Annotated in this window: 20 protein-coding genes and 1 tRNA gene; 14 read left to right on the top strand and 7 right to left on the bottom strand. The window is 67.2% G+C overall.

Features of this window, described 5'->3' with window-relative positions; translation table 11 throughout:
• Position 1 precedes the first annotated feature (1 nt).
• The 5 genes from ACTJIL_RS02945 to phbB all read left to right on the top strand — a co-directional run bounded on the left by ACTJIL_RS02945 (position 2) and on the right by phbB (position 5,199).
• A complete protein-coding gene (locus ACTJIL_RS02945) occupies positions 2-2,086 on the top strand; it encodes an EAL domain-containing response regulator (RefSeq protein WP_440754102.1) in 2,085 nt (694 codons plus the stop codon).
• Between the two features lie 96 nt (positions 2,087-2,182).
• Positions 2,183-3,097, top strand: a complete 915-nt coding sequence (gene gluQRS, locus ACTJIL_RS02940) for a tRNA glutamyl-Q(34) synthetase GluQRS (RefSeq protein ID WP_440754101.1) — start codon at positions 2,183-2,185, stop codon at positions 3,095-3,097.
• A 52-nt stretch (positions 3,098-3,149) separates the two neighbouring features.
• The gene (locus ACTJIL_RS02935; RefSeq protein WP_440754100.1) at positions 3,150-3,890 is read left to right on the top strand and encodes a beta-ketoacyl-ACP reductase; all 741 of its coding nucleotides are present in this window, start codon (positions 3,150-3,152) and stop codon (positions 3,888-3,890) included.
• Between the two features lie 60 nt (positions 3,891-3,950).
• Positions 3,951-4,445 (top strand): polyhydroxyalkanoate synthesis repressor PhaR, encoded by a 495-nt coding sequence (phaR, locus tag ACTJIL_RS02930; RefSeq protein WP_440754099.1) that lies wholly within the window; start codon positions 3,951-3,953, stop codon positions 4,443-4,445.
• A 13-nt stretch (positions 4,446-4,458) separates the two neighbouring features.
• Complete coding sequence (phbB, locus tag ACTJIL_RS02925) at positions 4,459-5,199, top strand: acetoacetyl-CoA reductase (protein ID WP_440754098.1); 741 nt, start codon at positions 4,459-4,461, stop codon at positions 5,197-5,199.
• 145 nt (positions 5,200-5,344) lie between these two features.
• Here the strand turns inward: phbB and ACTJIL_RS02920 are convergent, their stop codons facing one another.
• Both ACTJIL_RS02920 and ACTJIL_RS02915 read right to left on the bottom strand, forming a co-directional pair.
• Complete coding sequence (locus ACTJIL_RS02920; RefSeq protein ID WP_440754097.1) at positions 5,345-6,256, bottom strand: M48 family metallopeptidase; 912 nt, start codon at positions 6,254-6,256, stop codon at positions 5,345-5,347.
• A 32-nt stretch (positions 6,257-6,288) separates the two neighbouring features.
• Entirely contained in the window at positions 6,289-8,112 is a 1,824-nt protein-coding gene (locus ACTJIL_RS02915; RefSeq protein ID WP_440755824.1) for a formylglycine-generating enzyme family protein, read from the bottom strand.
• A gap of 164 nt (positions 8,113-8,276) precedes the next feature.
• On the opposite strand from ACTJIL_RS02915, the gene rnd reads away from it, so the two are divergent.
• The 4 genes from rnd to ACTJIL_RS02895 all read left to right on the top strand — a co-directional run bounded on the left by rnd (position 8,277) and on the right by ACTJIL_RS02895 (position 11,961).
• Positions 8,277-9,407, top strand: coding sequence for a ribonuclease D (rnd, locus tag ACTJIL_RS02910; RefSeq protein WP_440754096.1), 1,131 nt, complete (start codon positions 8,277-8,279; stop codon positions 9,405-9,407).
• A 13-nt stretch (positions 9,408-9,420) separates the two neighbouring features.
• Positions 9,421-9,496: transfer RNA gene (locus ACTJIL_RS02905), tRNA-Ala, on the top strand.
• A gap of 280 nt (positions 9,497-9,776) precedes the next feature.
• Positions 9,777-11,012 (top strand): beta-ketoacyl-[acyl-carrier-protein] synthase family protein, encoded by a 1,236-nt coding sequence (locus ACTJIL_RS02900; protein WP_440754095.1) that lies wholly within the window; start codon positions 9,777-9,779, stop codon positions 11,010-11,012.
• A gap of 43 nt (positions 11,013-11,055) precedes the next feature.
• Positions 11,056-11,961: a crotonase/enoyl-CoA hydratase family protein gene (locus tag ACTJIL_RS02895; protein WP_440754094.1), complete on the top strand. Its 906-nt coding sequence runs from the start codon at positions 11,056-11,058 to the stop codon at positions 11,959-11,961.
• Positions 11,962-11,982: 21 nt separating this feature from the next.
• Here ACTJIL_RS02895 and ACTJIL_RS02890 read toward each other — a convergent pair whose 3' ends face one another.
• A complete protein-coding gene (locus tag ACTJIL_RS02890; RefSeq protein ID WP_440754093.1) occupies positions 11,983-14,085 on the bottom strand; it encodes an ATP-binding protein in 2,103 nt (700 codons plus the stop codon).
• Positions 14,086-14,208: 123 nt separating this feature from the next.
• On the opposite strand from ACTJIL_RS02890, the gene ACTJIL_RS02885 reads away from it, so the two are divergent.
• On the top strand, positions 14,209-14,460 hold the full coding sequence (locus ACTJIL_RS02885) for an acyl carrier protein (RefSeq protein WP_440754092.1): 252 nt from the start codon (positions 14,209-14,211) through the stop codon (positions 14,458-14,460).
• 385 nt (positions 14,461-14,845) lie between these two features.
• Here ACTJIL_RS02885 and ACTJIL_RS02880 read toward each other — a convergent pair whose 3' ends face one another.
• From ACTJIL_RS02880 to ACTJIL_RS02865, 4 genes are all read right to left on the bottom strand, one after another.
• The gene (locus ACTJIL_RS02880) at positions 14,846-15,541 is read right to left on the bottom strand and encodes a M15 family metallopeptidase (protein WP_440755823.1); all 696 of its coding nucleotides are present in this window, start codon (positions 15,539-15,541) and stop codon (positions 14,846-14,848) included.
• 11 nt (positions 15,542-15,552) lie between these two features.
• On the bottom strand, positions 15,553-17,169 hold the full coding sequence (locus tag ACTJIL_RS02875; protein ID WP_440754091.1) for a serine hydrolase domain-containing protein: 1,617 nt from the start codon (positions 17,167-17,169) through the stop codon (positions 15,553-15,555).
• A gap of 94 nt (positions 17,170-17,263) precedes the next feature.
• Positions 17,264-20,200, bottom strand: a complete 2,937-nt coding sequence (locus ACTJIL_RS02870) for a TonB-dependent receptor (RefSeq protein WP_440754090.1) — start codon at positions 20,198-20,200, stop codon at positions 17,264-17,266.
• A gap of 119 nt (positions 20,201-20,319) precedes the next feature.
• Positions 20,320-21,759 carry a transglutaminase-like domain-containing protein gene (locus ACTJIL_RS02865; RefSeq protein ID WP_440755822.1) on the bottom strand — a complete coding sequence of 480 codons (1,440 nt, stop codon included), beginning with the start codon at positions 21,757-21,759 and terminating at the stop codon, positions 20,320-20,322.
• Positions 21,760-22,163: 404 nt separating this feature from the next.
• Here ACTJIL_RS02865 and ACTJIL_RS02860 point away from each other — a divergent pair, with 404 nt between their 5' ends.
• From ACTJIL_RS02860 to ACTJIL_RS02845, 4 genes are read left to right on the top strand one after another with little or no spacing between them, the layout of a single operon-like run.
• Entirely contained in the window at positions 22,164-23,558 is a 1,395-nt protein-coding gene (locus ACTJIL_RS02860; protein ID WP_440754089.1) for an SH3 domain-containing protein, read from the top strand.
• Positions 23,559-23,600: 42 nt separating this feature from the next.
• Entirely contained in the window at positions 23,601-24,698 is a 1,098-nt protein-coding gene (locus ACTJIL_RS02855; RefSeq protein WP_440754088.1) for a dipeptide epimerase, read from the top strand.
• Positions 24,699-24,713: 15 nt separating this feature from the next.
• A complete protein-coding gene (locus ACTJIL_RS02850; protein ID WP_440754087.1) occupies positions 24,714-25,565 on the top strand; it encodes a MurR/RpiR family transcriptional regulator in 852 nt (283 codons plus the stop codon).
• Positions 25,566-25,588: 23 nt separating this feature from the next.
• Positions 25,589-26,359: a L,D-transpeptidase family protein gene (locus tag ACTJIL_RS02845; RefSeq protein ID WP_440754086.1), complete on the top strand. Its 771-nt coding sequence runs from the start codon at positions 25,589-25,591 to the stop codon at positions 26,357-26,359.
• Positions 26,360-26,451 lie beyond the last annotated feature (92 nt).

The following is a 26,451-nucleotide window of genomic DNA, read 5'->3' as shown; positions in this document are numbered from 1 at the left end:
CATGTCGAAGAACCCCGACCAAGCCCTGCGCCTGATGATCGTCGACGACAGCGTCGAGGATGCCGAGGCCATCGTCAGCGCCCTGCGCAACTCGGGGATCGCGGTGCGGCCGCTGCGGCCGGCATCGGAAGAAGAACTGTCCACGATGCTCGGCGCGCAGCAGATCGACCTGGTCCTCGCCGCGCAGCAGGGCAAGGACCTTCCGTTCGCCGGGGTCATGCAGTCGGTCTCGGCCAGCGGCAAGGACATCCCGGTCGTTGCGGTGAGCAACGGCATCGACGACGCCAGCTTCCACGAGGCGCAGAGTGCCGGCGCCCGCAACATCGCCCTGCGCGACAAGCCCCAGCAGCTGCTGGCGACGGTGCGCAGCGAGTGGGAAGACCTCGAAAGCCGGCGCGCCCTGCGCAGGCTGGAGGCGCGTGTGCGGGAAACCGAACGCCGCTGCGACACCCTCATTGAATCCTCGCGCGACCCCATCGCCTACGTGCACCAGGGCATGCACATCCGCGCCAACAGCGCCTACCTGGAGATGTTCGGCTACGACTCGTTCGAGGATCTCGAAGGCATGTCGCTGCTGGATCTGGTGGCGCCGCAGCACGTCGAGGACTTCAAGCAGCTGCTCAAGGACCTGGCCAAGGGCGACGCCCCGCCGCCACGCTACGAGCTGGAAGCCCGCGATGCCGAAGGCAACGGCTTCCCGGCGTCGATGGAGTTCGCACCGGCAACGTACGAGGGGGAGGCCTGCCAGCAGGTGATCTTCCGCCGCCAAGAGCAGGAGATCGATCCGGGTCTGGCGCAGGAACTGGAAGAACTGCGGCAGCGCGATCAGGTCACCGGCTTGCTCAACCGCCCCACCTTCCTGCACTCGCTGGAAGACGCGGTGGCCGATGCCGCGCAGAACAAGGCCCAGCACGGCCTGTTGCTGCTCGAACCCGACCACTACCAGCGGCTGCTGCACGAAATCGGCTTGGACGCCGCCGATGCCATGCTGGCGGCCATGGCCGAGCGCCTGCAGACCGCGATCGGCGACGAGGCCGTGGCCGCGCGCTTCTCCGAGCACAGCCTCGCGGTGCTGGTGCGCGCCAGCGATTACGCCCAGACCACCGCGCTGGCCGAACGTATCCGCGAAGCGTTCGCCTCGCACGTGTTCCCGATCGGCAACCGTTCCAGCGTGATCACCGCCAGCATCGGCGGCGTGCAGATCGGCGAGAAGATCGCCAGCGTCACCCAGGTGCTGGCGAAGGCCAACCAGGGCGTGCAGTCGTCGATCGGCGTTGGCGGCAACCGCTTCGAGATCTTCGACCCCAGCGCGATCGAACGCGCCGAGGAAGAACACGTCCAGGCCTGGGTCGCGCGCCTGCGCGACGCGCTCGACCAGGAAGGCTTCGTGCTGCACTACCAGCCGGTGATCAGCCTGCAGGGCGACACCGGCGCGGTCTATGAAACCTTCCTGCGCCTGGACGCCGGCGACGGCGAACTGGTCAAGCCGCTGAGCTTCCTGCAGATCGCCGAGGAGCACGGCCTGCTGTGGGAGATCGACCGCTACGTCATCGGCCATACCATCACCGCGATCGGCCAGCGCATCAGCGCCGGCAAGCCGACCACCCTGCTGGTCAAGATCAGCCAGGCCTCGCTCGACGACGACAGCCTGGTGCGCTACATCGGCGAACAGCTGACCGCGCACGGCGTGCCCGGCGAGTACCTGGTGGTGCAGCTGCCCGAAGCGAAGGTGTTCACCCACCTGAAAGCCGCGCAGGAATTCGCCGCCGCCATCGGCAAGCTCGACTGCCGGATCGCGCTGGAGCAGTTCGGCGCCGGCCTGGACTCGTTCCAGCTGCTCGCCCACCTCAAGCCGAACCTGATCAAGATCGACCGCAGCTTTGTCGAGGACCTGCCGAAGAACGCAGCCAACCAGGAGCGCATCCGCGAGATCGCCAACAAGGCGCGCGAGCTGGGCATCCGCTCCATCGCCGAGTTCGTCAGCGACGCGGCCAGCATGTCGATCCTGTTCTCGGCCGGCGTGGATTACGTCGAAGGCGTGTTCCTCGCCGGCGCCGGGCCGGACATGGGCTACGACTTCGAGTGACCCGGCTCTCGTAGGAGCGGCTTCAGCCGCGAGCTTTTCGGTTTTTCCGGCAATGTTCCTGGAAAGCCCGCGGCCGAAGCCGCTCCCTTGGTCTTCATGCCCCCACCTCCATCCCTTTACCGCGGCCGCTTCGCCCCCTCGCCCACCGGGCCGCTGCATTTCGGCTCGCTGCTGGCCGCATTCGGCAGCTGGCTGATGGCACGCCAGGCCGGCGGGCAGTGGCTGGTGCGGGTCGAGGACATCGATCCACCACGCGAGGTCCCCGGCGCAGCCGACCAGCAATTGCGCACGCTGGAATGCTTCGGGCTGGTGCCCGATGGCCCGGTACTGCGCCAGAGCGACCGCGGCGCGCTCTACCGCGAGGCGCTCGAACGCCTGCTCGACCGCGGCGACGCCTTCGAATGCCACTGCAGCCGCAGCGACCTCGCCGGCAGCGGCGGCGTACATCGCGCCTGCGTCGCCGGCGCACGGCGCCCCGACCCCGCGATCCGGCTGCGCGTGCCCGACGGCACCGTCGTCGACTTCGTCGACCGGGTGCAGGGTGCCGTGGCGCAGGACGTCGCGCAGGTGGTCGGCGACTTCGTGCTCAAGCGCGCCGACGGCCCCTGGGCCTACCAGCTGGCGGTGGTCGTCGACGACGCCGAACAGGGCATCACCGAAGTCGTACGCGGCGCCGACCTGCTCGACTCCACCGCACGCCAGATCTTCCTGCAGCGCAGCCTCGGCCTGCCGACGCCGCGCTACGTACACCTGCCGCTAGTGCTCGATGCCGACGGCCGCAAGCTGTCGAAGTCGCTGGCGGCGCTGCCGGTCGACGGCAACGATCCGCTGCCGGCGCTGCGTGCCGCATGGCTGGCGCTGGGCCAGCCACGGCAGGCCTGGCCGACTTCCGGATCGCTTGCCACGAAACTCGACGCGGCGACGCGCGTCTTCGATCCCCGCCACATTCCGCGCACCCCGCCGGCGACGCTCGCCGCATTGCACAACACCACTGCCATCGACGCCGCATAGAATCATCTGCAATGGGGAACTGGCTCTCCATGCAGGACCAGGAGACGGTGGCATGAGCACACGCGTGGCATTGGTGACCGGGGGAACCGGCGGGATCGGCACGGCGATCTGCAAGCGCCTGGCGGCCAACGGCCACCGGGTGGCGACCAACTATCGCAACGAGGAAAAGGCGCGCGAGTGGCAGGCGCAGATGAAAGCCAAGGGCTTCGACGTGGCGCTGGCCAGGGGCGATGTGTCGACCCCGGAGGATGCCGAGGCAATGGTGCGCGAAGTCGAACGCCAGCTTGGCCCGGTCGACATCCTGATCAACAACGCCGGCATCACCCGCGACGGCACCTTCCACAAGATGAGCGCGCATCAGTGGCAGGAGGTCATCAACACCAACCTCAACTCGGTGTTCAACGTGACCCGCCCGGTCATCGAGGGCATGCGCGAGCGCAAATGGGGGCGGATCATCCAGATCAGCTCGATCAACGGCCAGAAGGGCCAGTACGGCCAGGCCAACTACGCCGCGGCCAAGGCCGGGATGCATGGGTTCACCATCTCGCTGGCGCAGGAAAACGCGCGCTTCGGCATCACCGTCAACACCGTCTCGCCCGGCTACATCGGCACCGACATGGTGATGGCGGTGCCCGAGGAGGTCCGCAACAAGATCGTCGCGCAGATCCCCACAGGGCGCCTGGGCAACCCGGACGAGATCGCCTACGCGGTGAGCTTCTTCATCCCCGACGACGCGAGCTGGATCACCGGTGCCAACCTGGCGGCGAACGGCGGACAGTACATGGGGTGGTAAGTTGCAACCCGTGCTGCACTGCGCCATGCTGCAGGGACGCATTGTTAGAGCCTTTGCTCCATGACCAAGACGCGCGTCATCAAGAAGTATCCGAACCGTCGCCTCTACGACACCGACATTTCGAGTTACATCACCATCGAGGACGTCCGCCAGCTGATCGTCGACGGCGAGGACTTCGAGGTCCGCGACGCCAAGAGCGGCGAGGACCTCACCCGGCAGGTGCTGCTGCAGATCATCGCCGAGCATGAACAGGACGGGCAGCCGATGCTGTCGACCCAGTTGCTGAGCCAGATCATCCGCCTGTACGGCGACTCGCTGCAGGGCTTCATGGGCACCTACCTGGACCGCTCGATGCAGACGTTCATGGAGCAGCAGGCGCAGTTCCGCCAGCAGATGGGCGGCGTGCTCGGGCAGACCCCGTGGTCGATGATGAACCAGCTCACCGAGCGCAACATGGAACTTTGGAAGGACTTCCAGGAAAACCTGGTCGCCGGCATGGGACGCGCCGCCCCGGACGCCGCCAAGGACAAGGACACCGCCAAGCGCGGCAAGTAGGCTGGGGACTGCATTGGACAAGCGCATCGCCGCCGTCACCGGCGGCATCGGCGGTCTTGGGACCGCCATCTGCAAATCGCTGGCCGCACAGGGCCGCACGGTCGTCGCCATCGACCTGGGCGACCGCGACGAACGCATCGAGGCGTTCGGCCGGGAAACCGCCGGCCTCGACATCCATTTCGCCGCCGGCGACGTCTCCGACTTCGAGGCATGTGGCCGGCTGGTCGACGACATCGTCGGCCGCCATGGCGCGCTCGACATCCTGGTCAACGCCGCCGGCATCACCCGCGACACCACCCTGCGCAAGATGCAGCGCGCGCAGTGGGACGCGGTGCTGCGGGTCAACCTGGACGGCGTGTTCAACCTCTGCCGCCACGCCGTCGAGAGCATGACGGGGCGCGGCTTCGGCCGGATCGTCAACATCAGCTCGGTGAACGGGCAGACCGGCCAGTTCGGGCAGACCAACTACGCCGCGGCCAAGGCCGGGATGCATGGCTTCACCATGGCGCTGGCGCGCGAGGTCGCGCGCAAGGGCGTGACCGTCAACTCGGTGTCGCCAGGCTACTGCGAGACCGCGCTGGTGATGGCGATGCCCGAGGAGATCCGCGCGCGCATCGTCGAGGACGTGCCGGTGGGACGGCTCGGGCAGCCCGACGAAATCGCGCGGACCGTCGCCTTCCTCGCCGCCGACGACGCCGGTTTCATCACCGGCGCCAACATCCCGGTCAACGGCGGGATGTTCATGTCGTTCTGAACCGGCCCGCCGCACCCGCCCTCCGCAAGAGCGGCGGAAACCGCGATCCCGATCTGTTCACCGGCAAACGCATCGCGGCTTCCGCCGCTCCTACGGGAACACCTCAAAGGGAGACACACCGGCGAGGACACGCCGGCATCCCGGCCTACGGTGCACCGGTGGCGCCGCCACCGGTGCAGAACCGCTTGCGGTACTCCTGCGCTTTGGGCATCAGCGCCTTGAGGTTCTGGATGCGGGTGCCCGAACTGGGGTGCGTGGACGCGAATTCCGGCGGCGCCTGTCCGCCACTGGCCTGGCCCATGCGCTCCCACAGCGCGATCGATTCCTCCGGGTTGTAGCAGGCCGCAGCGGCCAGCATCAGGCCCATCTCGTCGGCCTGCGACTCCTGCTTGCGCGCATACGGCAGCGAGCGCCCGTAGCCGTACACCGCCATCGCCATCTGCATCTGCTGCTGGTCCATGCCGCTCATCGCCCCGGCCATCTGGCCGAGCTGGGCAAGCTTCTGTTCGGTCATGCGCTGCGCGCCGTGGCGCAGCAGGGCATGGGTGATCTCGTGGCCCATCACGATCGCCATCGCATCGGCGTTCTGCGCCACCGGCACCAGACCGGTATAGACGGCCATCTTGCCGCCGGGCAGGCAAAACGCGTTGGCCTGGTCGGACTCCAGCACGGTCACGTCCCAGTCGAACGAATCCTCGATGTGCTGCGCCTTCAAACCGTGTTCGGCTGCCAGCGCATCCTCGACTTCCGGAATCTTCACGATCAGCCGCTGCGCGATTTCGCGCACCTGCCGCGCGATCTGCGAGTTCGGGTCGACCGGCCGTTCCTGCGCGAGGATCTCCTGGTAGGCCTGCAGGCCGAGCGCCTTCTCGTCCTGCGGCGAGATGCTCTTGTCGATCAGCACCGTCTCGCCGGTCAGCGGGTCGGTCGACCGGTTGGAGAAATAGAAGTAGGCGCCGTAGACGATGAACGCCACGAGGATCAGCAGCCGCGGGCTGAAACCGAACCCGCGCCGCCCGCCCTGGACCTGCCCGCCACCGAGTGGATTCTGACGCATCTTGCCTTCTCCCTGCTGCCGCTGCCGTCGGTCTAGATTTCGCGCACCACGCGGAAACCGATGCGCCCGTTGGTGCTGTCCACGCCCGCCGGCGCACGCCATGACGAGCGGGTCTGTTCCGGCGCGCTGGCCCACGAGCCGCCGCGGACGACCCGCGTCCGGCAACCGGGATTGAGCCAGACGGTGCCGTCCATCGGTGCGCGCCGGTAGCCATCATGCCAGCAGTCGGCGACCCACTCGCTCACGTTTCCTGCAAGTCCCCGAACACCCCAGGGATTGGCCGCGAAACGCCCGGCCGGGGCCGGCCCCCAGTAGCCATCGCCGTAGCCGGCGAAGGCGTTGTTCCAGTGCCGCCCGGTGGGCGAGCGGTCGCGTTCGCCGGTGAAGTTGCCCGCGTCCCGCGGCGGCGAACCCTCGCCCCACGGATAGGTCGTGCGGCTGCCGGCGCGCAGGGCGTATTCGAACTCCGCCTCGCTGGGCAGGCGATAGCGGTGGCCGCTCTGCTCCGACAACCAGGCGGCATAGGCCTCGGCATCCTTGGCACTGACGTGCAGCACCGGCAGGTTCTCGTCCGCCGGATTGCCGGCGTAGTCGCTGCGCCAGTCGACGCCGCTGACGCGCGCGAAGTTACCGCTGCGCTCGTCGTACGCCATCGAATACCCGCGCCGCTGCGCACGCGTCTTGCGGCCGGTGGCATTGATGAAGCGGCGATAGTCGCCCACCGTGACCTCGGTGATCGACATCGCGAAACCGCGGTCGAAGCGGATGGCGTGCTGCGGACGCTCGGCATCCTCGGCGTCCGCGTCGCCGGGCTCCGCGCCCATGCGATAGCCGCCGTGCGGCACCACCACCATCTGCGGCCCGCGCGCACCGTGTTCCAGCCCGTCGGTGAACTGCTGGCCCGGGCGGAACTGCCCGTAGTGTTCGGCCAGGTCGATGCGCTCGCGCAGGTCCGCCGCGACCGGATCGCCTGGCCTGGCGATCAACAGGATCCCGGCAAGATGGCGGCGCGCGGTCGCGATGCCGTCCGGCTGCGCCAGCGCCGCGACGCCCAGGTCGCGCAGGCGCGCGATGCGGGCGCCGCGCATGCGCTCGATGCGAGCGACGGCATCGGGCACGGTCGACATCTCCGGGCGCACTTTCGCGGCCGCGCCCAACCAGTGTTTGGCGGTATCGAAATCGCCTTGCTCCGCGGCGACCTCGGCATTGCGGATCATCGCGCTTTCCGTCGCCGCCAGGCCCTGCATCGCACGCGGCTGCCCGGGCCGCAGCGCCAGCGCCTCGCGGAACTTCGCCAGCGCGCCGCCGCCGTCCTCGCCGTAGCGGCCGCCGGCCAGCGCGCGCTCGCCGTCGCGATTCAGCTCCCAGAGCGTGTCGGCCTGGTCGATCCGCTCGAGATAGCGAACCACCGCCTCGTCGTCGCCATCCGTGGCCCGCGCCACGGCCGCCATCTGGTGCGCCTCGCGCAGCGCGGCGATGTCGTCGTCCGCACGCGCCAGCGCCGCGTCGCCACGGGCGACCACGGCCAGCAATGCGCGCTGCAGGTCGTCCCGGACCTGCTTGTCATCCGGCGCCTGCTTCGACAGCGCCAGCAGCAGCGGAATCGCCGAATCCGCATCCGCCGCCAGGTTGCCCGCTTCCAGCGCCGCCTCGGCCCGCTTGCGGGCCCCGTCGGCGTCGTCGGGCGGGACCTGGACCGCCGGCGGGCGCCAGGTCAGCGATTCTGAGATCGCATCGTCGCCGCTGATGGTGACGATGCCCTCGCGCGCCTGCGTCGCCTGCCCGGCCTGTTCGTCACGCGCCGCGTCTCCCGGATTGCGCGTGCAACCCGCGAGCAGCCATGCCACGACGACGATCCGGAAAACTCCGCGCAAACCCTGCACCCACCTGGACGGGCCGCCAGATTACGCCATCGCCCCGGGTCCTGGCATGCAGGCGGGCCTTCGCCACCCGGGCGCGCATTTGCCGCTGCCCGCTCGCGACCGTTAGGCTGCGGGCACCCTCATCGAACCCCGACGCCGTGCCCCACTGGATCACCGACCCCACGGAACTGGACAACCGCATCGCACGACGCCCCCGTCGCGTCGGCCTGGACACCGAATTCATCCGCGAACGCACCTACTGGCCGCAACTGGCGCTGGTGCAGATCGCGCTGGGCGACGACGACGACATCCTGCTGGTCGACCCGCTCGCTTCCGGCATCACCGACGCGCTGCGGCCGCTGCTCACCGACACCGCCGTGCTCAAGGTGATGCACAGTCCCAGCGAGGACCTGGTCGCGTTCAAGCACGCCTGCGGCGTGGTGCCGCAGCCGCTGTTCGACACCCAGGCGGCAGCGGCGCTGGCGGGCATCGCGTCGGGCATCGGCTACCAGCGGCTGGTGCAGGAGGTGCTGGAGGTCGCGCTCGCCAAGGGCGAGACCCGATCCGACTGGCTGCGCCGGCCACTGTCGCCGTCGCAGCTCGAATACGCTGCCGACGACGTTCGCCACCTGTTCGCCCTGCACGACGCGCTCGACGCGCGCCTGCTCGATCTCGGGCGCGAGGCGTGGCTGCAGGAGGACTGCGCACGCATGGCGGCCAACGCCGAGCGCGACGAAACCGACCGCTGGCCGCACCTGTCGCTGCGTGCCGCCCAGTTCCTCGACGAAGCCGCGCGCAGGCGCCTGCTGCGCCTGCTGCGCTGGCGCGAGGCGCACGCGCGCCATGCCGATCGCCCGCGCAGCTGGATCCTGGACAACGAACTGGCCGTGCTGCTGGCCCGCGAACCGGCCGCCGACCTCGCGCAGCTGCAGCGCCAGCTCGACGCCAACCCCAAGGCACCGCGCAAGCTGGCCGATGCGATCTGGCAGGCGCTACAGACACCGCTCGACGACGAAGCGCAGGCGCCGGAGCCACGCAACGAAGAGCGCGACAAGCAGGCCCTGCGCCGGCTCCAGGAAGCCACCGCCGCGCGTAGCGCCGAGCTCGGCCTGCCCGACGGGGTGCTGGCCTCGCGGCGCTGGCTCGAACAACTGCTCGGCGCGCCCGGGGCAGACCAATGGCCCGGCCCGCTCTCGGGCTGGCGCCGGGCCGAACTCGAGCCGGCGCTCGCCCCCCTGCTGTCGCCCGGCGCCGGGGGTTCTGGTCTCGCGGCCGGCACCTCCGTATAATCCGCAACCTCGTGGGGCGGTAGCTCAGCTGGGAGAGCGCCACGTTCGCATCGTGGAGGTCAGGGGTTCGATCCCCCTCCGCTCCACCACGTACACGTCCAAGGACGTACAAAGAAGGCCGGCAAGCCCCGTAATTTCAAGGCTTCCGGCCTTTTTTGTAATTCTTCCCGGTTGGGGGAGGAACGTTTTACCCAGCTCGAAGCGGCCCACACCTCCACGCAGATCGACGCTCCCTTCGATTGCCCGGGGGCAGCGCTCCCCCGGTGCCGGACCAGCCCTGCCGCGCCGGCGCAATACCACGACGATGAGATTTGGCGTATCTAGGGGTAGTCTCAACGGCACGCGACTCGCTCTGGCCAGGGGAAATGCATGAAGAAGGAGGCCGTCGCCATCACGGGCGTCGGTGTGCTGTCGCCGATCGGCCTCGATGTCGAGGGCGTGGCCGACGCACTGCGCACGGGCCGATCCGGCATCGACAGGATCGCGGCTCCGCCGCTGTCCAGGGAGTTCCCTGCCGGTACGGTGAAGCAGGATTTCGCGGATGCGTTTACCCGCCTTGAACTCCCGTTCCTCGACCGCTGCCAGCAACTTGCCATCGTTGCCGCGCGACAGGCGCTGCAGGATGCGGGAATCGAGGATTTCACCGGCTTCGGCCAACGGGCCGGCCTGTACTACGGCAACGTCAATGGCGGCGCGGCGGCGACGCTGGACTGGTCGAGGCAGTTGCTGCTCGAAGACAAGCAGGCGGCACGCCCGTTCGCCGCGATGGCGATCATGTCCAACGCGGGCGCCGCGCAGATCGCGATCCGGCACCGGATCCTCGGCCCCGTGGTGACCCATGCGAGCGCGTGTGGCTCGTCGGGCGTCGCGCTGGGCGAGGCCGCGCGCGCGATCGCCGACGGCTACCTCGACGTCGCCGTCGCCGGTGGCGCCGAGGCGCCGCTGACCGCCGGCGTCCTGGGCGTGTTCAGTGGCACCCGCGCGATGAGCCGGCCCGACGAGGACGACGTTTCGCGCACCTGCAAACCCTTCTCGAAGGACAGGACCGGGCTGGTGCTGGGCGAGGGCTCGGCCTTCGTGGTGCTGGAGGCCGCCAGTCGCGCCGAGCGGCGCGGCGCCCGGATTCACGGTTACCTGACCGGATACGGCATATCAAACGATGCGCACCACATCGGGATGCCTGCGCCCGAGGGCCAGGTCCGTTCGCTCCAGGCCGCGCTTGAACACGCGCGGCTGCAACCCGGCGACATCGGATACCTCAATGCCCACGCAACCGCGACGGACGGCGGCGACGTGATCGAATCCAACGCCATCCGCTCGGTCTTCGGCGACACCGACGATGCGACGCGCGTCAGTTCGACCAAGGCGGTGCACGGCCACCTGCTGGGCGCAACGAGTGCGCTGGAATTCGTGATCACGCTGCTCGCCATGAACAACCGCGTCCTGCCCGCCTCCGCCCACATGGGCGACATGGATCCACGCTGCAAGTTGAACCACGTCGGGCCCGTGCCTCTCCAGGATGCGGAGTTCGACCACGCACTTTCGTTCTCGTGCGGGTTCGGTGGCACCAACGTCGCACTGATCGTGTCCCGCAATCCCGGCTAGCACTTCCCCGTTCCACTGCAAACATCAATCCGAGGCTCCCGAAATGAGCAAGTTGAACCCCAACCCCATCCTCTTCGAAGCCCGCACGGATGCGCGGCGTATTTCGACCCAAGTGCGCCACCTGTCGATGGATGCACTGTGGGTAACGCTCGGCATCGACAGGCGGACCGGGCTCCAGAACTTCACGCCCGCGCTCGTCGACGAATTGCAGAACCTCGTCAATTCACTGCGCACGGAAGGCAATGTGCTGTCGTCGTCGGGCGACAGGTCCCCGTTGCCCTACACGGTGATCCAGTCGCAGCATCCGGAATATTTCAGCATGGGCGGCGACCTGCAGTTCTTCAGGCAATGCATCCAGCGCTCGGACGCTTCGCGACTGCACGACTACTCGATGCGATGCCTGAACCTGCTGTTCTCGTGGGCCGCGCAGCTCAAGGAAAGGACCACGTCCATCGCGCTTGTCCAGGGGCGGGCGCTGGGAGGCGGTTTCGAGCTGGCGCTGAGCACCGATCACCTGATCGCCGAGGAACAGAGCACGTTCGGCTTCCCGGAAATCATGTTCGGATTGTTCCCCTGCACCGGCGCCATGGGCCTGCTGGCCAACGTGATCGGGGCTCGTCAGGCCGAAAGGATGATGACCAACAAGAAGATCTACACGGCGCGGGAGTTGTTCGAGATGGGCCTGATCGACGAGGTCTGCCCGCAGGGACAGGGCGAGCTGACGGTCGAGCGCTACATCCAGCAGCACGCATCCCGCCTCAAGGCGAGGATGAAGGTCCAGCAGAGCCGATACCGGCAGGCGCCGCTGAACTACGAAGACGGCGTGCAGATCGTCGACGACTGGGTGGAGACGGCCATGCGCCTGTCGGCCGACGAGCTGCGCACGCTGGACATGCTGGCCATGCTGCAGCAAAGAGAGGCATCGGACGGCAAGGCACTCGCAGCCTGACGCAATCGCCCGGGCGCCGGACTATCGGGAATTGACCATTCCCGGCAGCCCGAACGTCTGCCTCAACGCGTCCAGTGCTTCGAGGCTCCGGCTCGTCGTTTCCCCGAGGTCGTCCATCCAGCGCGCCGGTTGCCGGGCCAATGCGTCCGAGGTGACGCTCATCAGCCTGTCCGCGAGTGCGGCCAGGCGTACCGCGCCGATGTTCAGCGCCACGCCGCGCATGGCGTGGGCGTGCCGGTGGACCCCGGGCAGATCTTCCGAACGGATCGCGCCCATGAGGTCGCCTGCGATCGTTTCGATGTCCGCCATGCCCTCGGAGATCATCTTGAACAGGAACTCGGGGGTGTCCCTGATCTCCCGCAGGTTCTCGAGCGCTTCCGGGTCAAGGTATTCGACGGGAACGGCCTTGATCTGCGACACCGCCCTGCGCGGTTCGCGCACCGGAGCGGCGCCGGCGGCAGCGGCCGATGGCCACAGCCCCGAGATCGCGTCCCGGAGCTTGCCGAAGGTGACGGGCTTGTGGATCACGCCCGCGGCACCGGCCGCGTGCAGCTTGCCCGCCGTGCCGGCGGTGGCATCGGCGGTGACGAAGAACGTGGGCGCCGTGTCGACGCGTCCGAACCGGTAGGTCTGGAAGACCGTCAAGCCATCGATGTCCTCCATGTTGAAATCGAGGAACACGACATCGAAATGGTCGCTTCCCAGTGCGACGAGCGCCTGTTCACCGCTGGTGGCCGCCACGACCTCGTGACCGTCCTTCAGCAGCATTTCCTTCATCAGGTCGAGGTTCAACGCGTTGTCGTCGGCGATCAGGATCCGCCTGGCCACAACCGCCGCCGGCAACTCGGGCGCGGCCTGCGTCTCGGGCTGGGCGCCAACCGTCCTCAGGTCGACCTCGAACCAGAACAGCGAGCCCTGGCCTTCGGTGCTTTCGACGTGCAGCGTGGATCCCATCCGCTTGACGTGTTCCATCGCGATCGTGGTGCCCAAGCCGGTGCCGCTGTACCGGCGGCTGGGACCGGATTCGACCTGGAAGAAGGGTTCGAAGATCCGGGACTGGAGATCGGCCGGAATGCCGATGCCCGTGTCCTGCACCCCGAACCGGATCCGGTAGCTCCCCGCACGCTCCTCCAGCAACCGGACGCGAATCGTGACCGCACCCTCATGCGTGAACTTCACCGCGTTGCCGGCAAGGTTCATCAGCACGCTGATCAGATCCTGTGGCCGCCCCATCACCGGCGACCGCAACGCGGGGTCGAGGTCGAGTTCGAGCCGCAGTTTCTTGACCGACGCGATCGGCGCCAGGGCGCGCATGACGTGGCCGGTGGCCAGGCGCAGGTCGAACGGGATCGCATCGGCATCCGATGCGCCCGCTTCGACCTTCGAAAGGTCGAGCAATTGCTTGATCTCGCCGTCCAGCGACGTCGCCATCGCCAGGATGGCCCGCGCCCTGTCGGCGATCGCACTGTCGCCTGCCTCCACCTCGATCAGCTGGGCCGAGGACACGATCCCGGTCAGGGGCGTGCGCAGCTCATGGCTGACGTTGGCCAACAGCTGCGACTTGGCCTGGCTCTCGCGCTCGGCCAGCGCCTTGGCCATCTGCAACCTGCGCATCAGCGACGCCGCATACAACGGCACGACAACCAGCAGCACGATATGGGAGAGCGCGAAGAACGGATGCTCTCCCCAGACCGGGGACACCAGCGCAACCAGCGAGAACCCGACCAGCGACGTGACCTGGCACAGATGCATCGCCATCGGGCCGATCCGGAAACCGAACCCCAGGATCGTGAACAGGTAGAACCCGACAAGCAGCGTGGACGATTCACCGGCCAGGAACAGCCATCCCGACAGCATCAACGGATCGACGATGGCGGTGATCAGGACCTGGTCGCGTGCCGACAGCGACCTTGGCTTCGATGAAAAATACAGCGCCGCAACGATGTACAGGATATAGGAGCTCACGATGCCGACCACCACCGGCGACGTGCTGGCGTGGTGCGTCGGCGCCCAGAAGAAAGTCGCCACCAGCATGACCAGCGAGACCGGCAGGCCGAACCGCGCCCTGAGCGCGGCTTGCGCCCGGACGTTGCGTTGCATTTCCATGTGATCGAGCTTGTCCATTAGCCAACTGCCCGGCTTTGCGCTGATATGATGGATCGGCTATTCGTACCATAGAGCCCGTCCCGAAGCCGGGGCGGCGGACCAATTCTTGCATGTCCACCAACCACCGCTGCGGAGGCAACCTTGGACAGGGCGAACATCCTGGATGTACTCAAGGCGCTCATGCAGGAGCGGTTCGACGTCAAGCCGGAAGGGCTGCATGGCCAAACCCGGCAGAACGACATCGGCATCGATTCGATCCTGCTGGTCGACCTGATGCTGGACATCGAGTCGAAACTCGACTTCACGTTCGAGAACATGGACCTCCCGAGGAACCCTTCGCTCGACGAGATCGTAGACCTCATCGAGGCGAACATGGAGCGATCGGGTAGCTGAGCGACCGTCCGGCCGGGTTGGCGCTGCCTGCCCTGGTTGTTCATGAATCGCGCTCCGGACCGGCGGCTATTCCGGCCACTTTGAAGCACGCAAGTAGTGTGCCATCCGGCGCTGAAGCCATGTTTCCGGGGCTCGCTCAACCGTTTGCCGTTGATCAGCCCTTGGGATGCTCCGGGCCGCGTCACCGTTGGTCCCGATCGACGCATTCCGGAAGGCAGCCCTCGAAGCGGGCGTGTTCGGGAGGTCGCCAAACGGCGTCCCTCGCTGACTGCGAGGCTGATGGAACGAGAATCGCCCCAGGTCCGCACTTCGGGTTCTGCCCTGTCGCTGGTCCAGGCCTGCGCCCGGGACGCCTCCGGGGAAGGCGCCCCTGCCCTGCCGCTGCTCAGCGCAGCGGGAAGTCGTACGCGGTGCGCGGATCCGGTTCCGGTCGCAACGTGTAGTGCCACCATTCGTCGGCATAGTTGCCGAAGCCTTGCGCCTGCATCGCGTCGCGCAGCAGGTGGCGATTGCCGCGCTGCACGGCGGTCACGTTCGGCGAGTCGGTATGCGCGAGCTCGCCGAAGTAGTCGAAGCCGGTACCCATGTCGAGCGGCACGCAGCCGGCGCCGCTGTCGTCGCACTGCATCAGGGTCAGGTCGAGGGTCGCGCCGCGGCTGTGGCCGGAATGCTCGGCGATGTATCCCGGCATCAGTTCGTTCTTGTCCAGCGTCGGGTAGAACTCGGCCTTGTTGCGTTGATCCTGCGGGTCATGCACCCAGCGCGTGAAATGCTGCACGGCGCGGACCGGGCGATAGCAGTCGAAGATCAGCAGGCGCCGGTGGCGCGTGCGCAGGCTCTTTTCGACGCGCTGCAGCGCCTCGGCCACGGGACGCAACAGGTAGCAGCGTGGCGCTTCATAGCCGTCGATGGGCTCGCCGACGAAGTTGTGGCTCCCGGCGTAGCGGATGTCGAGGCGGATGTCCGGCACCAGCGCGCGGATGTCGACCATGCCGGCGGATTCGGCATCGGTTGCGGGCGACACGGCCGGTGGCGGCGTCGATGCGCAGCCCGCGGCTGCCAGGAACAGCGAGTACAGCATGATGCGAATGTTCATGGCTTCAGGCTCCGCGGGCAATCACCGGTCCGCACGAACGACAGGTCCTCGAAGTCGCTGCTGAAGTCTGCATCCGGGTCGATCTTCGACATCTTCAGCGTCATCGGCGACGCTGCCTCCGGCCCGAACTCCAGCCACGGCTCGGTGTCGGCGCCACTGCCCTGCCATTGCACAAGCAGACGGTCGCCGGCCCGCATCACATCGCCCACCATCAACGGCGACTTCACCGACGCGAAGCGCACGCCGTCGCCAGCGGGACAGATCGAGACATCGCCGAACCAGGGATCGCGGTAGACGCCGAGCCTGCCGGCCATGCCCGCGGCATCGGCCGGCCGGCGCGACGAGGTATCCGGCACCGGCCGCTCTACCTTGGCCGCATGCGCGTCGCGATCGAGCTCGTCGGCATAGTGCGCCACCGTGCGCTGTTGCGCGGGCGCGGTGAACTGCTTGACCAGCACCTGGTTGAGCACGGTGCGCGCGTCGTCGGCGTCGGTGTTGATCAGGATCACGAAGCCGACGTGCTTCTGCGGCAGCAGCGTGACCGCCGAATACATGCCCGACAGCGTGCCGGTGTGCGACACCTTCTGGGTGCCGTCCACGTCCGCCAGGCGCCAGCCGTAACCGTAGGCCGAGTAGTGGCTGTCGTCCCACTCGCGCATCCGCCGCGACAACGGCATGATCGTCTGCGGCGACCACACCGCCTCGCGCTGTGCCGGCGACAGCCACGGCTTGCCGTCGACCAGGCCAGAGGTTTCCGGCTCGAGCCACATCGTCACCCAGGTGAGCATGTCATGCAGGCTGCAGCGGATGCCGCCCGCGGCCATCATCGGCACGTTCGGAACCACGGCATCGTCTTCGCCCGCGACCACATTCCTGCCATCGCGACGCGCATGCGGCTGGGCGACGTTGCCCACCGCGTCGCGATTCCATTCGCCGACCTGGCAGCGACTCATGCCCAGCGGCCCGAACAACTCCCGCCGCACCAGCGTCTCGTACGGTGCGCCGCCAGCAGCCGCCGCGACCTCGCCGGCAACGATGTACAGCGTGTTGTCGTAGGCGTAGCGCGAGCGGAAGCTGTAGATCGGCTTGAGGTAGCGCAGGCCGTGGATCACGTCAGCGCGGCTGAAATGGTTCGGGCCGGGCCACAGCATCAGGTCACCGGCACCGGCGCCCAGGCCGCTGTTGTGGATCAGCAGGTCGCGCACCTGCATCTCGCGCGTGACCCAGGGGTCATGCATCTGGAAGTCCGGCAGGTACTTGACCACCGGATCGTCCCACTCGAGCTTGCCGGCATCGACCAGCCGCGCCAGCAGCCCGGTGGTCATCGCCTTGCTGTTGGAGGCGATCTTGAACAGCGTGTCGGCGTCGATCTTCTCGCCGCCACCCGCCGCCAGTTCGCCCGTCGTGCGGGTGTAGACGACCTTGCCGTCCTCGACGACGCCGACCGCCAGCCCCGGCAAGTGGTAGCGGGCGACGGTGTCGTCGAACGCGCGGTCGACCGCGGCCGTGTCGACGGAAGGCGGTTTCGGCTCCGCCTGCGCAGGGCTGGCCATGGCCAGCACGGGGAACAGCGCGCAGGCGAGAGCGGGAAAAATCAGGCGTGCAAACTTCATGGCATGGCATCCCTCGCCCGGTCGCGACCATGCAGCCATCCCGCGCGGGCAAAAAAAAGGGCGGCCCGACATGCGGGCCGCCCATGGGAGGAGATCAGAAGAAGTTCCAGGTCACGACCAGCTGCATGTAACGCGGGGACTGCCATGCCCTGGCCTCGCCGAAGTACGGCATCTTGGTGCCAGGCAGGCTTTCGTAGCGGGAATGCACGTTGATCTCGGTCTGCCTGTTCAACAGGTTGTACACGGAGAAGCGTGCCTTCAGGTCGATCTTGTCCGAAGGCAGCGTCCACATCACGCTGGCCCCCAGGTCGGTGACCCAAGGCATGCGGCCGAACGCGCCCTTCTCACTGTAGACCAGCTCGCGCGTGGTCCAGTCGTCGCAGCCGGACTCGCACAGCCAGCCCGAACCGCCGCCGCTGAACTCGCTGGGCCCGCCCGCGCTGCGGTTGTCGTTGGGCCAGCGCACGCCGAAGGCAGTGATCGGGCCACCGGAACGCACGGACAACGTGCCGCCGACGCTCCACATGTCGTTGAACTTGTAGCTGCCGCGCACCTTGATCTGATGGCGATAGTCGTTGAACGTCGGGCCAAAGCGCTCGTTCACGGCCGGATGGTCGTAGTACTGCACCAGGCTGGTGTCGTTGTAGCCGGTATCCGAGTTCACCGGTCCTTCGATGTTGCCCTCGGACTTGGACCACAGGTAGCTGACGTTCAGCGCCCACTTGTCATCCCACGCACGGTCGAGCTGGAACTCCACGGCCTTGTAGGTACGCTTGGGCCGCTTGTAACCCATGATCAAGCCGCTGCCGAGCGCCTGGTAACCGTCCTCCGAGTTGTCGAACGTCACCCACTGCTCGGTGTCCGGGCACCACAAAGTGTTCGTCTCTCCCGGGTTGAGGATGGGCCAGTCGCCGGAGTACCACGGGCAGCCTTCCACGTGGTTGATGCGTACGTCTTCCACCGCGCGCGTCATCTTTCGGTAGGTTGCATTCACGCCCCACGACCAGGCCGGGCTGAGCGCCTGCTGGAAGCCGAGGATGAACTCGTCCTGGAAGACCTGCTTCAGGTCGCGGGAGACCGCGGTGCGGACGTCGTCGGGCGCGGGGGCATTGCCTTCCGTATTCACCGGGCCGAGCTGCTCGCCAATGATCGGGTACAGGTAAGGCGTGCCGAGGATCGGATCGATCCGCTCTTCCCAGCCGTCCAGCACGTAGTACGTGTGCTCGTCGATGGTGCCGCCGCCGAAATAGTCGGTGAGCTTGTTGGTCAGCGGGATGTAGTAGCGGCCGGCGTTGCCGAACAGCTTGGTGGTGCCGTCGCCCTTGATGTCCCAGCTGAAGCCTACGCGCGGCGAGATCATGTCGCTGAAGTCGGCCTTGGCGAAGGTGGCGCCAGAGGCCAGCGTGTTCTCGAACTTGTCCGCACGCACGCCGATGTTCAGCAGCAGGTCGGGGGTGACGTTCCAGTTGTCCTCGATGTAGATCGCCTGCGCCTTGGTGCTGACCGGCGCGCCGGTGACCTTGTAGCGGCCATCGAGGTAGGCGGTTACGCCAGCCGGAACGACGGCGCCGTTGGGAAGCGCGCGATCGTCCGGCGTCGCGTCGGCGGGGATGCCGATCAACCTGTAGCGCACGCCGTCACCGGGGAAAAGGGACGAAGTCGTGGAGTCCATGACCTCCTGGTCGGCGCCGAAGCGCAGCAGGTGGTCACCCAGCGTCCACTCGAAGTCGAGGCGCGCAGCCTCACGCTTGTCATCCCGGCTGTTGACGCCGTCGGTACTCGGGGCACAACCTTCCCGGGCTGTCCTTTCGCCGAAAATGGCGTCGTAGGTGCCGTCGCGGTCCAGGATGCTGCAGTAGGGGTCCCACTGGCTGAAACTGTTGGAACTGCGCTTGTTCACGCCGTACATCGCCTTGGCGACGAAGTTCTGGGTGAAGTTGCCGGTATAGGTCAGTGACCAGTTGTCACCGCCGGATCCCGCGGAGCTACCACCCTCGGCCGCGCCGCGCGTCGCACTATCCCAATCGTATCTGTACTTGAGCGTGTCCGATTCGACCTTGTCGGAGAAGGCCAGCAGGGACAGCAGGTGGCTGTCATTGATCTGCCAGTCGAGCTTGCCGCCCCAGAAGTCGTTGTTGCTGTCGGTGTACCACGCCTGGGTCGTGTCGATGTCCCTGGGGTTGCTGTCGCGCTGCTCGTACATGCCGAAGAAGAACAGGCGATCCTGGATTAAGGCGCCCGACGCCCAGACATTGGCCTTGTAGAACGATCCGCCGTCCCGACTGGTGCGGTCCCGTGAGGTGATGTTGCCGTCCTTGTAGAAGTGGTCCTTCATGGTGGAAGCCCAGGCGTTGGGCTCCATCGTGAACTCCGCGCCGGCGTGGAAGTCGTTGGTACCCGAACGCGTCACGGCGTTGATCACGCCGCCGGTGCTGCGGCCGAACTCAGCCGAGTAGCCACCGGTCTTGACCTGGAATTCCTCGTAGAACCCGAAGGGCACCGAGGAGAAGCCCTGGCGGCGATACGGATCGGTGACGTTCAGGCCATTGATGTAGACGACGTTCTCGGCCACCGACGAACCGCCGAAGTTCAGGCCACCGAAGCTGGCGGCGGAGGACACCACGCCCGGCGCCAGCAGCGCGACCGAGGACAGGCTCTGGTCCACCGGCATCCGCGCGATCTCCTCGCGCCTGATGTTGGTCGCCGACTCGGTGGAACGCACGTCGACCTGGTTGATCACCCGAGAGCCGGTCACCTGCACCGTAGCGAGGTCCACCGCACCCGCGCCGGTCAGGTTGACCGTCGTGGTGCCACCGATGGAAACGCTGACCGCAACCGACTCACCCGAACCGGTGGTGAGCGTGTACTGCCCCGGCGGCAGTTGGCCGATGCGGTAGCTGCCATCCCCGCTCACCGTCACCGAACGCGTCAGCCCCGTCGACGGATTGGTGATCGTCACCTGTTGACCCGCCTCCGCGCGACCCGCCACCGCACCGGTCACGCTCTGCGCAAACAGCGGCGCAGAGGCCATGGATACAAGGCAGATCCCCATCGCCATGCAAAGCGCGCGTCTGCGCAGATTCCGCTCGTTACTCATTTCTCTCTCCCCGTCGATGCTGTGGATGCCGTTGTTGAAGTCGGTTGTCTAATTCATTGGTCTAGCGTTGCGCGTCCGTGCTTCACCGGCAGGATCTGCCATTCGAAGTCGTAACCGGTCTGGTTGAAATACAGGTTGCCGCCGTCCCACTCGGCCTCGCCGCGTTGCGAGTCGATGTTGTCGGAACGGAACTGCTTCTTCGGCGGCTGGAACGGCTGGTCCCAGTCCTGGTTGAAGGCGATCCGCCAGTTGTCCAAGCCGCCGAGGTAGAACCATTCCATGGACGGGTCGTCGCCGTTGCCCTTGTCGGCGGCGAGCCGGCCGGTGGTGACGTCCATCGGCACCCAGCCATAGGGCGCGAGGTACACCTGCCCCCAGTCGTGGATGTTGCCGTAGTCGCCGTCGCTGAACACCATCCCGGACTGCCAGCGCGCCGGGATGCCGTTCATCCGCAGCAGCGTGATCAACAGCAGGGTCTGCTGGCCGCAGTCGGCGTGGCCGGCATGCAATGCGTAATCGCTGATGTTGGCGATGGTCGAATACTCGCGCGCCCCCGCCCAGGGAATCTCGTCGACCGCGGCGAACAATTTCTGCACGATGCGGTACGGATTGGTTTCGTCGCCCACCACCTTGCGCGAGAACGCGCGCATCGCATCGGTGAACACCACGTGCGGCGCGCGCTCGGTAACAAAGGGCGCGAGCTCGGGGGTGATCTCGGCCGCCACTACCTTGTCGGGATCGATGGCGTGGTACTGGCCGAAGATCGTCAATTCATAAGTGACTGCAAACTCCGTCGGCGCGCCCGCCCGGGCCGGCTTTTCCAGGGACACGGTGCGCTGCGGCGCCGTCTCCGGAGCGATCTCGTGCGCTGCCGGCAGGCTGGAGACGAACCGGATGTCTTCCTGGTGTCCCGGCAACGACTGCGGATACGGAATCCAGGCGCGCACGGTCTCGCCGGCGGGCACCGCATCGGCATCGACGGTCAGCTTCTGGGTCATGCGCAGCCGCAGCGGCAGCACGCTGCTGCTATGCCCGGCCGGCGCCGCGTCACGGATCGCGCGCTGCTGCGCATTGAGCGATTCCATCGGGCCGTCGCTGATCGGCGACAGCTTCGGATCGCGGCGCGACAGCGCCTCCTTGCTGAGGCGGAACAGGTTGGACGGCGAACGGTTGAAGTAGAGCGTGCGGCCGTCGATGACCTGGTGTTCGAACAGCCCCGCCGCGTTCCACTTCGCGAATTCGGCGTCGGTCAGGTCCGGGATCTGCTTGCGGACCCGTGCCTCGACGTCGCCTTCGTCGAGCGTGAAGTCGAGCAGGATGCGGCGCATGCGTTCGCGCTGGAAAGCGTAGGCACGTTGTTCGTCGGACGACAGGCCCGGCTGGCCCAGCGCTTCGGCAACGCCGGCTTCGGCGGCCTTGAAATCACCGGTGTCCACCAGCGCCGACACCTGCCCCACGGATGGCGGTACGGGTGCGGCCTGCACGGCTGCCACGCCACAGGCGATCACCGCCCACAGCAGGCTGCCGGCCAGCCAGAGGCGCGGGCGTCGGCCTGCCGCCACCGACGTCGTGGGCAGCGTGCGAACCGGATGGATCAAGGTGAAATACACGCCGCTTCCCGCCCCGCTACATGTGTCCCATCGTCACGGCTGTGTAACATGCGCCCACACCATCGTCAATAATTTATTCGAAAAACTTGCATAGGAAGAAATATGTATTCCATGATGCCCGCGACGGGCGCGCTGCATCTGCGTCGGGGGGAATTCATGCTGCAGTGCAAGAAACTTGTTCCAGCAATGCCTGCGCGATCCGCACGGTGCTCTCCGGCGTCCTGCACGCCTGTATCCGCGCAAGTCACGGACACTGTTCTTCCTCCCATTGACGCAGGATCGATCCGATGAAGCGCACCTTCCTCCTCGCTGCCCTGCTGGGTTTGTCCGCAGGCGCCTTCGCGCCGCACGCCGACGCTCGTATCGCGCCGCAGCCGACCGGTGTGATCGGCGTCGACACCACCCAGCTCACGCCCGGTTACTGGGTCGGCCGCCAGCGCCAGGCCGACAAGGTGATCCTCGACCGCGGCGCGATCGCATCGCAGAACCGCAAGCTGCAGCAGGACGATCCCTCGCTGCACGATGTCGAGGGCCTGCCCGCCGAACTCGATGCGGCGCAAGTGCGCGAGTGGATCGAAGACCTGTCGTCGCGCCCGTCGAAGCCGCTGTACGACGTGCAGGGCAAGCCGGTGTCGAAGAAGACCCTCGACGGACTCATGGACGCCCTGAACCTCAAGGCAATCCCGAAGACCCAGAAAACCCGCTACGGGCTGGTCGTCCGGCGCGCCGACCTGCGCACCTTCCCGACCACGACGCGGGTGTTCGGCAGCATCGGCGACACCGACATCGACCGCTTCCAGGAAAGCGCCTTCTTCCCCGGCACCCCGGTGGCGATCGTCCACGAGAGCCGCGACAAGAAGTGGTGGTTCGTGGTCGGCAACCTCTATGCGGCCTGGATCGAGAAGCAGTCCGTGGCGGAGGGCAGCAAGACCCAGGTCTTCTCCTATACCCGCAAGGTGCCTTACCTGGTGGTCACCGGTGCGCACGTGCGCACCACGTTCACGCCCGACCTGCCCGCGGTCTCGGACCTGCAGCTCGACATGGGCGTGCGCGTGCCGGTGCTGCGCGAATGGCCGGGGACGCAGACGGTCAACGGCCAGGCCGCTTACGCCTCGCACGTGGTCGAGCTGCCGGTGCGCAACGACGACGGCAGCCTGCGCATCGTGCCCGCGCTGCTGCCGCGCACGGCCGACGTCTCGCCCGACTACCTGCCGCTGACCCGCGCCAACCTGATCCGCCAGGCGTTCAAATTCCTTGGCGAACGCTACGGCTGGGGCCATTCGTACAACACCCGCGACTGCAGCGGCTTCGTGTCCGAGGTCTATCGCAGCTTCGGCGTGCAACTGCCGCGCAACACCCGCGATCAGAGCGTGAGCCCGGCGCTGAACCGGCTTGCGTTCGATGCCGCCGACAGCCGCGACAAGCGCATGGACGCGGTCGCCGACCTGCAGGTGGGCGACCTGGTCTACATCCCCGGCCACGTGATGATGGTGATCGGGCACGACAACGGCATGCCCTATGTCATCCACGACACCAACGGCGGCAGCTGGCTCGGTCCCGACGGCAAGCTGGTCAGCGGCCACCTCAACGGGGTGTCGGTGACGCCGCTGACGCCGCTGCGGTTCAACGCCTCGCAGACCTACGTCGACCGCATCACCAACATCCAGCGCATCCGGCCCTGACGGTCCCGTCCGGCCTGGCATCCCATCACACAAGGCGACGCAATGAAGATCACCGACATCCGCTTCGGCATGCTGCGGGTTCCGCTCAAGACACCGTTCAAGACCGCGCTGCGCACGGTCGAGCTTGTCGAGGACATTGTCGTCACCATCCACACCGACACCGGACACGTCGGCTATGGCGAGGCGCCGGCTACCGCGGTGATTACCGGCGATACCCACGGCTCGATCGTTTCGGCGATCAACAAGTTCATCGCCCCGCGCCTGATCGGCGAGGAGGTCGCCAACCTCAACCGCATCACCCGCCTGATCCAGGGCGCGCTGGAACGCAACACCAGCGCCAAGGCGGCGGTCGAGATCGCGGTCTACGATCTGTGGGCGCAGCTCTACGACACCCCGCTGTACAAGATGCTCGGCGGTGGCGAGCCGGTGATCACCACCGACATCACCATCAGCGTCGACCATATCGACAAGATGGTCGCCGACTCGCTGTCCGCGGTGGACCGCGGCTTTGAGTCGCTGAAGATCAAGGTCGGCAAGGACATCGGCGTCGACATCGAGCGGGTCAAGGCGATCTATGCCGCGGTCGAGGGCCGCGCGCTGCTACGCCTGGACGCCAACCAGGGCTGGACCGCCAAGCAGGCGGTCTATGCCATGCAGTCACTCGAGGACGCCGGGGTACGCCTGGAACTGCTGGAGCAGCCGGTCAAGGCGCAGGACATCGACGGCCTGAAGTACGTCACCGACCGCGTGCACACGCCGGTGATGGCCGACGAAAGCGTGTTCGGGCCGCTGCAGGTGATCGACCTGATCAAGGCCCGCGCGGCCGACATCATCAACATCAAGCTGATGAAGACCGGCGGCATCTCCAATGCGATCCGCATCGCCGACATCGCGGCGCTGTACGGGGTGGAGTGCATGATCGGCTGCATGCTCGAGACCAGCATCAGCGTCGCCGCCGCGGTGCATGTGGCGGTGGCCAAGTCCGGCGTCATCACCAAGGTCGACCTCGATGGCCCGTCGCTGTGCGCCTTCGACCCGGTCGACGGCGGGGTGACGTTCAACGAATCCGAGATCTCGATCAGTGATGCGCCGGGGCTGGGCATCCGCGAGATCCGCGGCCTCGAGCCGCTCACGGTCTGACCCCCGGGAAACGCCATGTCGCCGCTGCTCAAGATCCGCTCCGAGCGCGACCAGATGTCGGCGATCGAGCGCCGCATCGCCGACTTCGTGCTCGATAACGCGCACCTGCTGCGCGACTACTCCTCGCAGCAGCTGGCCAGCGCGTTGGGCATCAGCCAGTCGAGCGTGGTCAAGTTCAGCCAGAAACTCGGGTTCAAGGGTTATCCGGACCTGAAGTACTCGGTCGGCGAGTCGCTCGCACGCGGCGACGGCAACGACGAGAACGGCTTGCCCGCCGCCAGCGAGGACCCGCCGCACCCGCACGCCGCGCTGGCCGAGGGCCTGTGGCGCGCGAAGGCGCAGGCCGGGGAGGAAACCCGGCTGATCAACCCACCGGAGACGATCGACGCCATCGCCGATGCGATCCGCGGCGCGCAGAAGGTGTTCGTGATCGGGCTGGGGGCCGACGGCATCCAGGCCCGCGGCTTCGCCATGAGGCTGTCGCTGCTGGGCATCCTCGCCGTCCATCACTTCGACCCGGTGCTGATGCCGGCGGCCGTGTCCACCACGTCGGACGGCGACGTGCTGCTGGTGTTTTCCGAACATGGCCGGCAGTCGTCGCTGTGCCAGATCGCGCGGCTGTTCCACGAACGACACGGCAAGGTGGTCACGGTGACACGGCACACGGCCAATCCGCTGCGCGCGCACGCCGACCTGTCGCTGCTGGTCTCCGCGCACGACGAGCGCGCGCACATCCAGCCGCTGCTGTACCAGACCGCGTTGCAACAGTTGCTTGACCTGATCTTCCAGCTGCTGTGCGAGGACGAAGGCCGCCTGCAGCAACTGTCGATCAACCTCGAGCTGATGCACCCGATGCTCGATACCTGATCCGCAGGAGCGCCCCGATCACCATGAACACCACCCTTCGCATCGTTCTCGCATTCGCCGTCCTGCTGCTCGCCGGTTGCACCACCGTCGGCCCGCGCGCCGATGCCAGCGCGTGGCGCGATGCCCGCCAGCTGGTGCTCGTCACCACCGCGGACTGGGATGCCACCACCGGCACCCTGCGCACCTTCGTGCGCGACGATGGCGATGCCTGGCGCGAACAGGGCGAAGCCGCACCGGTGAGCATCGGCCGCAGCGGGTCGGCCTGGGGCATCGGCCTGCACGCTGCGCAAGCCGGTGGCCCGATCAAGCGCGAGGGCGACGGCCGCGCGCCGGCTGGCGTGTTCGCCATCGGCCAGGCCTTCGGCTACGCGGCACAGGGCGGCACCGCCCTGCCCTACGCGCAGATGCAGGCCAGCAGCTGGTGTATGGATGTCGTGGCTTCGCCGCTGTACAACCGCATCGTCGACGCCAGGCAGGTCGGCGACGCCGCGGTGCAGGGCTCCAGCGAGCCGATGCGCCTGGACCTGCACAACGATGGCGACCAGCGCTACCGCAGCGGCTTCGTGATCGAACACAACCCCGACGCGCGCAGGGGCGCGGGCAGCTGCATCTTCGCCCACCTGTGGAAGGCGCCCGGCGCGCCGACCGCCGGCTGCACGGCGATGGCCGACGCCACGATGCAGCGGCTGTACGGCTGGCTGCGGCCCGATTCGAAGCCGGTGTTCGTGCTGCTGCCGACGGCCGAATATGATCGCCTGCAAGCTGTCTGGCACCTGCCTTCGCCTTCCCTGTAGGAGCGGCTTCAGCCGCGAGCCTTTACTCCCTCCCCCGGCCTTCGCAGGGGAAGGGGCGACAGCAAAAGCTCGCGGCTGAAGCCGCTCCTACA

The organism is Luteimonas sp. 22616, from assembly GCF_052044325.1.
GTDB lineage: Bacteria > Pseudomonadota > Gammaproteobacteria > Xanthomonadales > Xanthomonadaceae > Luteimonas.
This window is presented reverse-complemented; position numbering and strand designations above follow the sequence as displayed.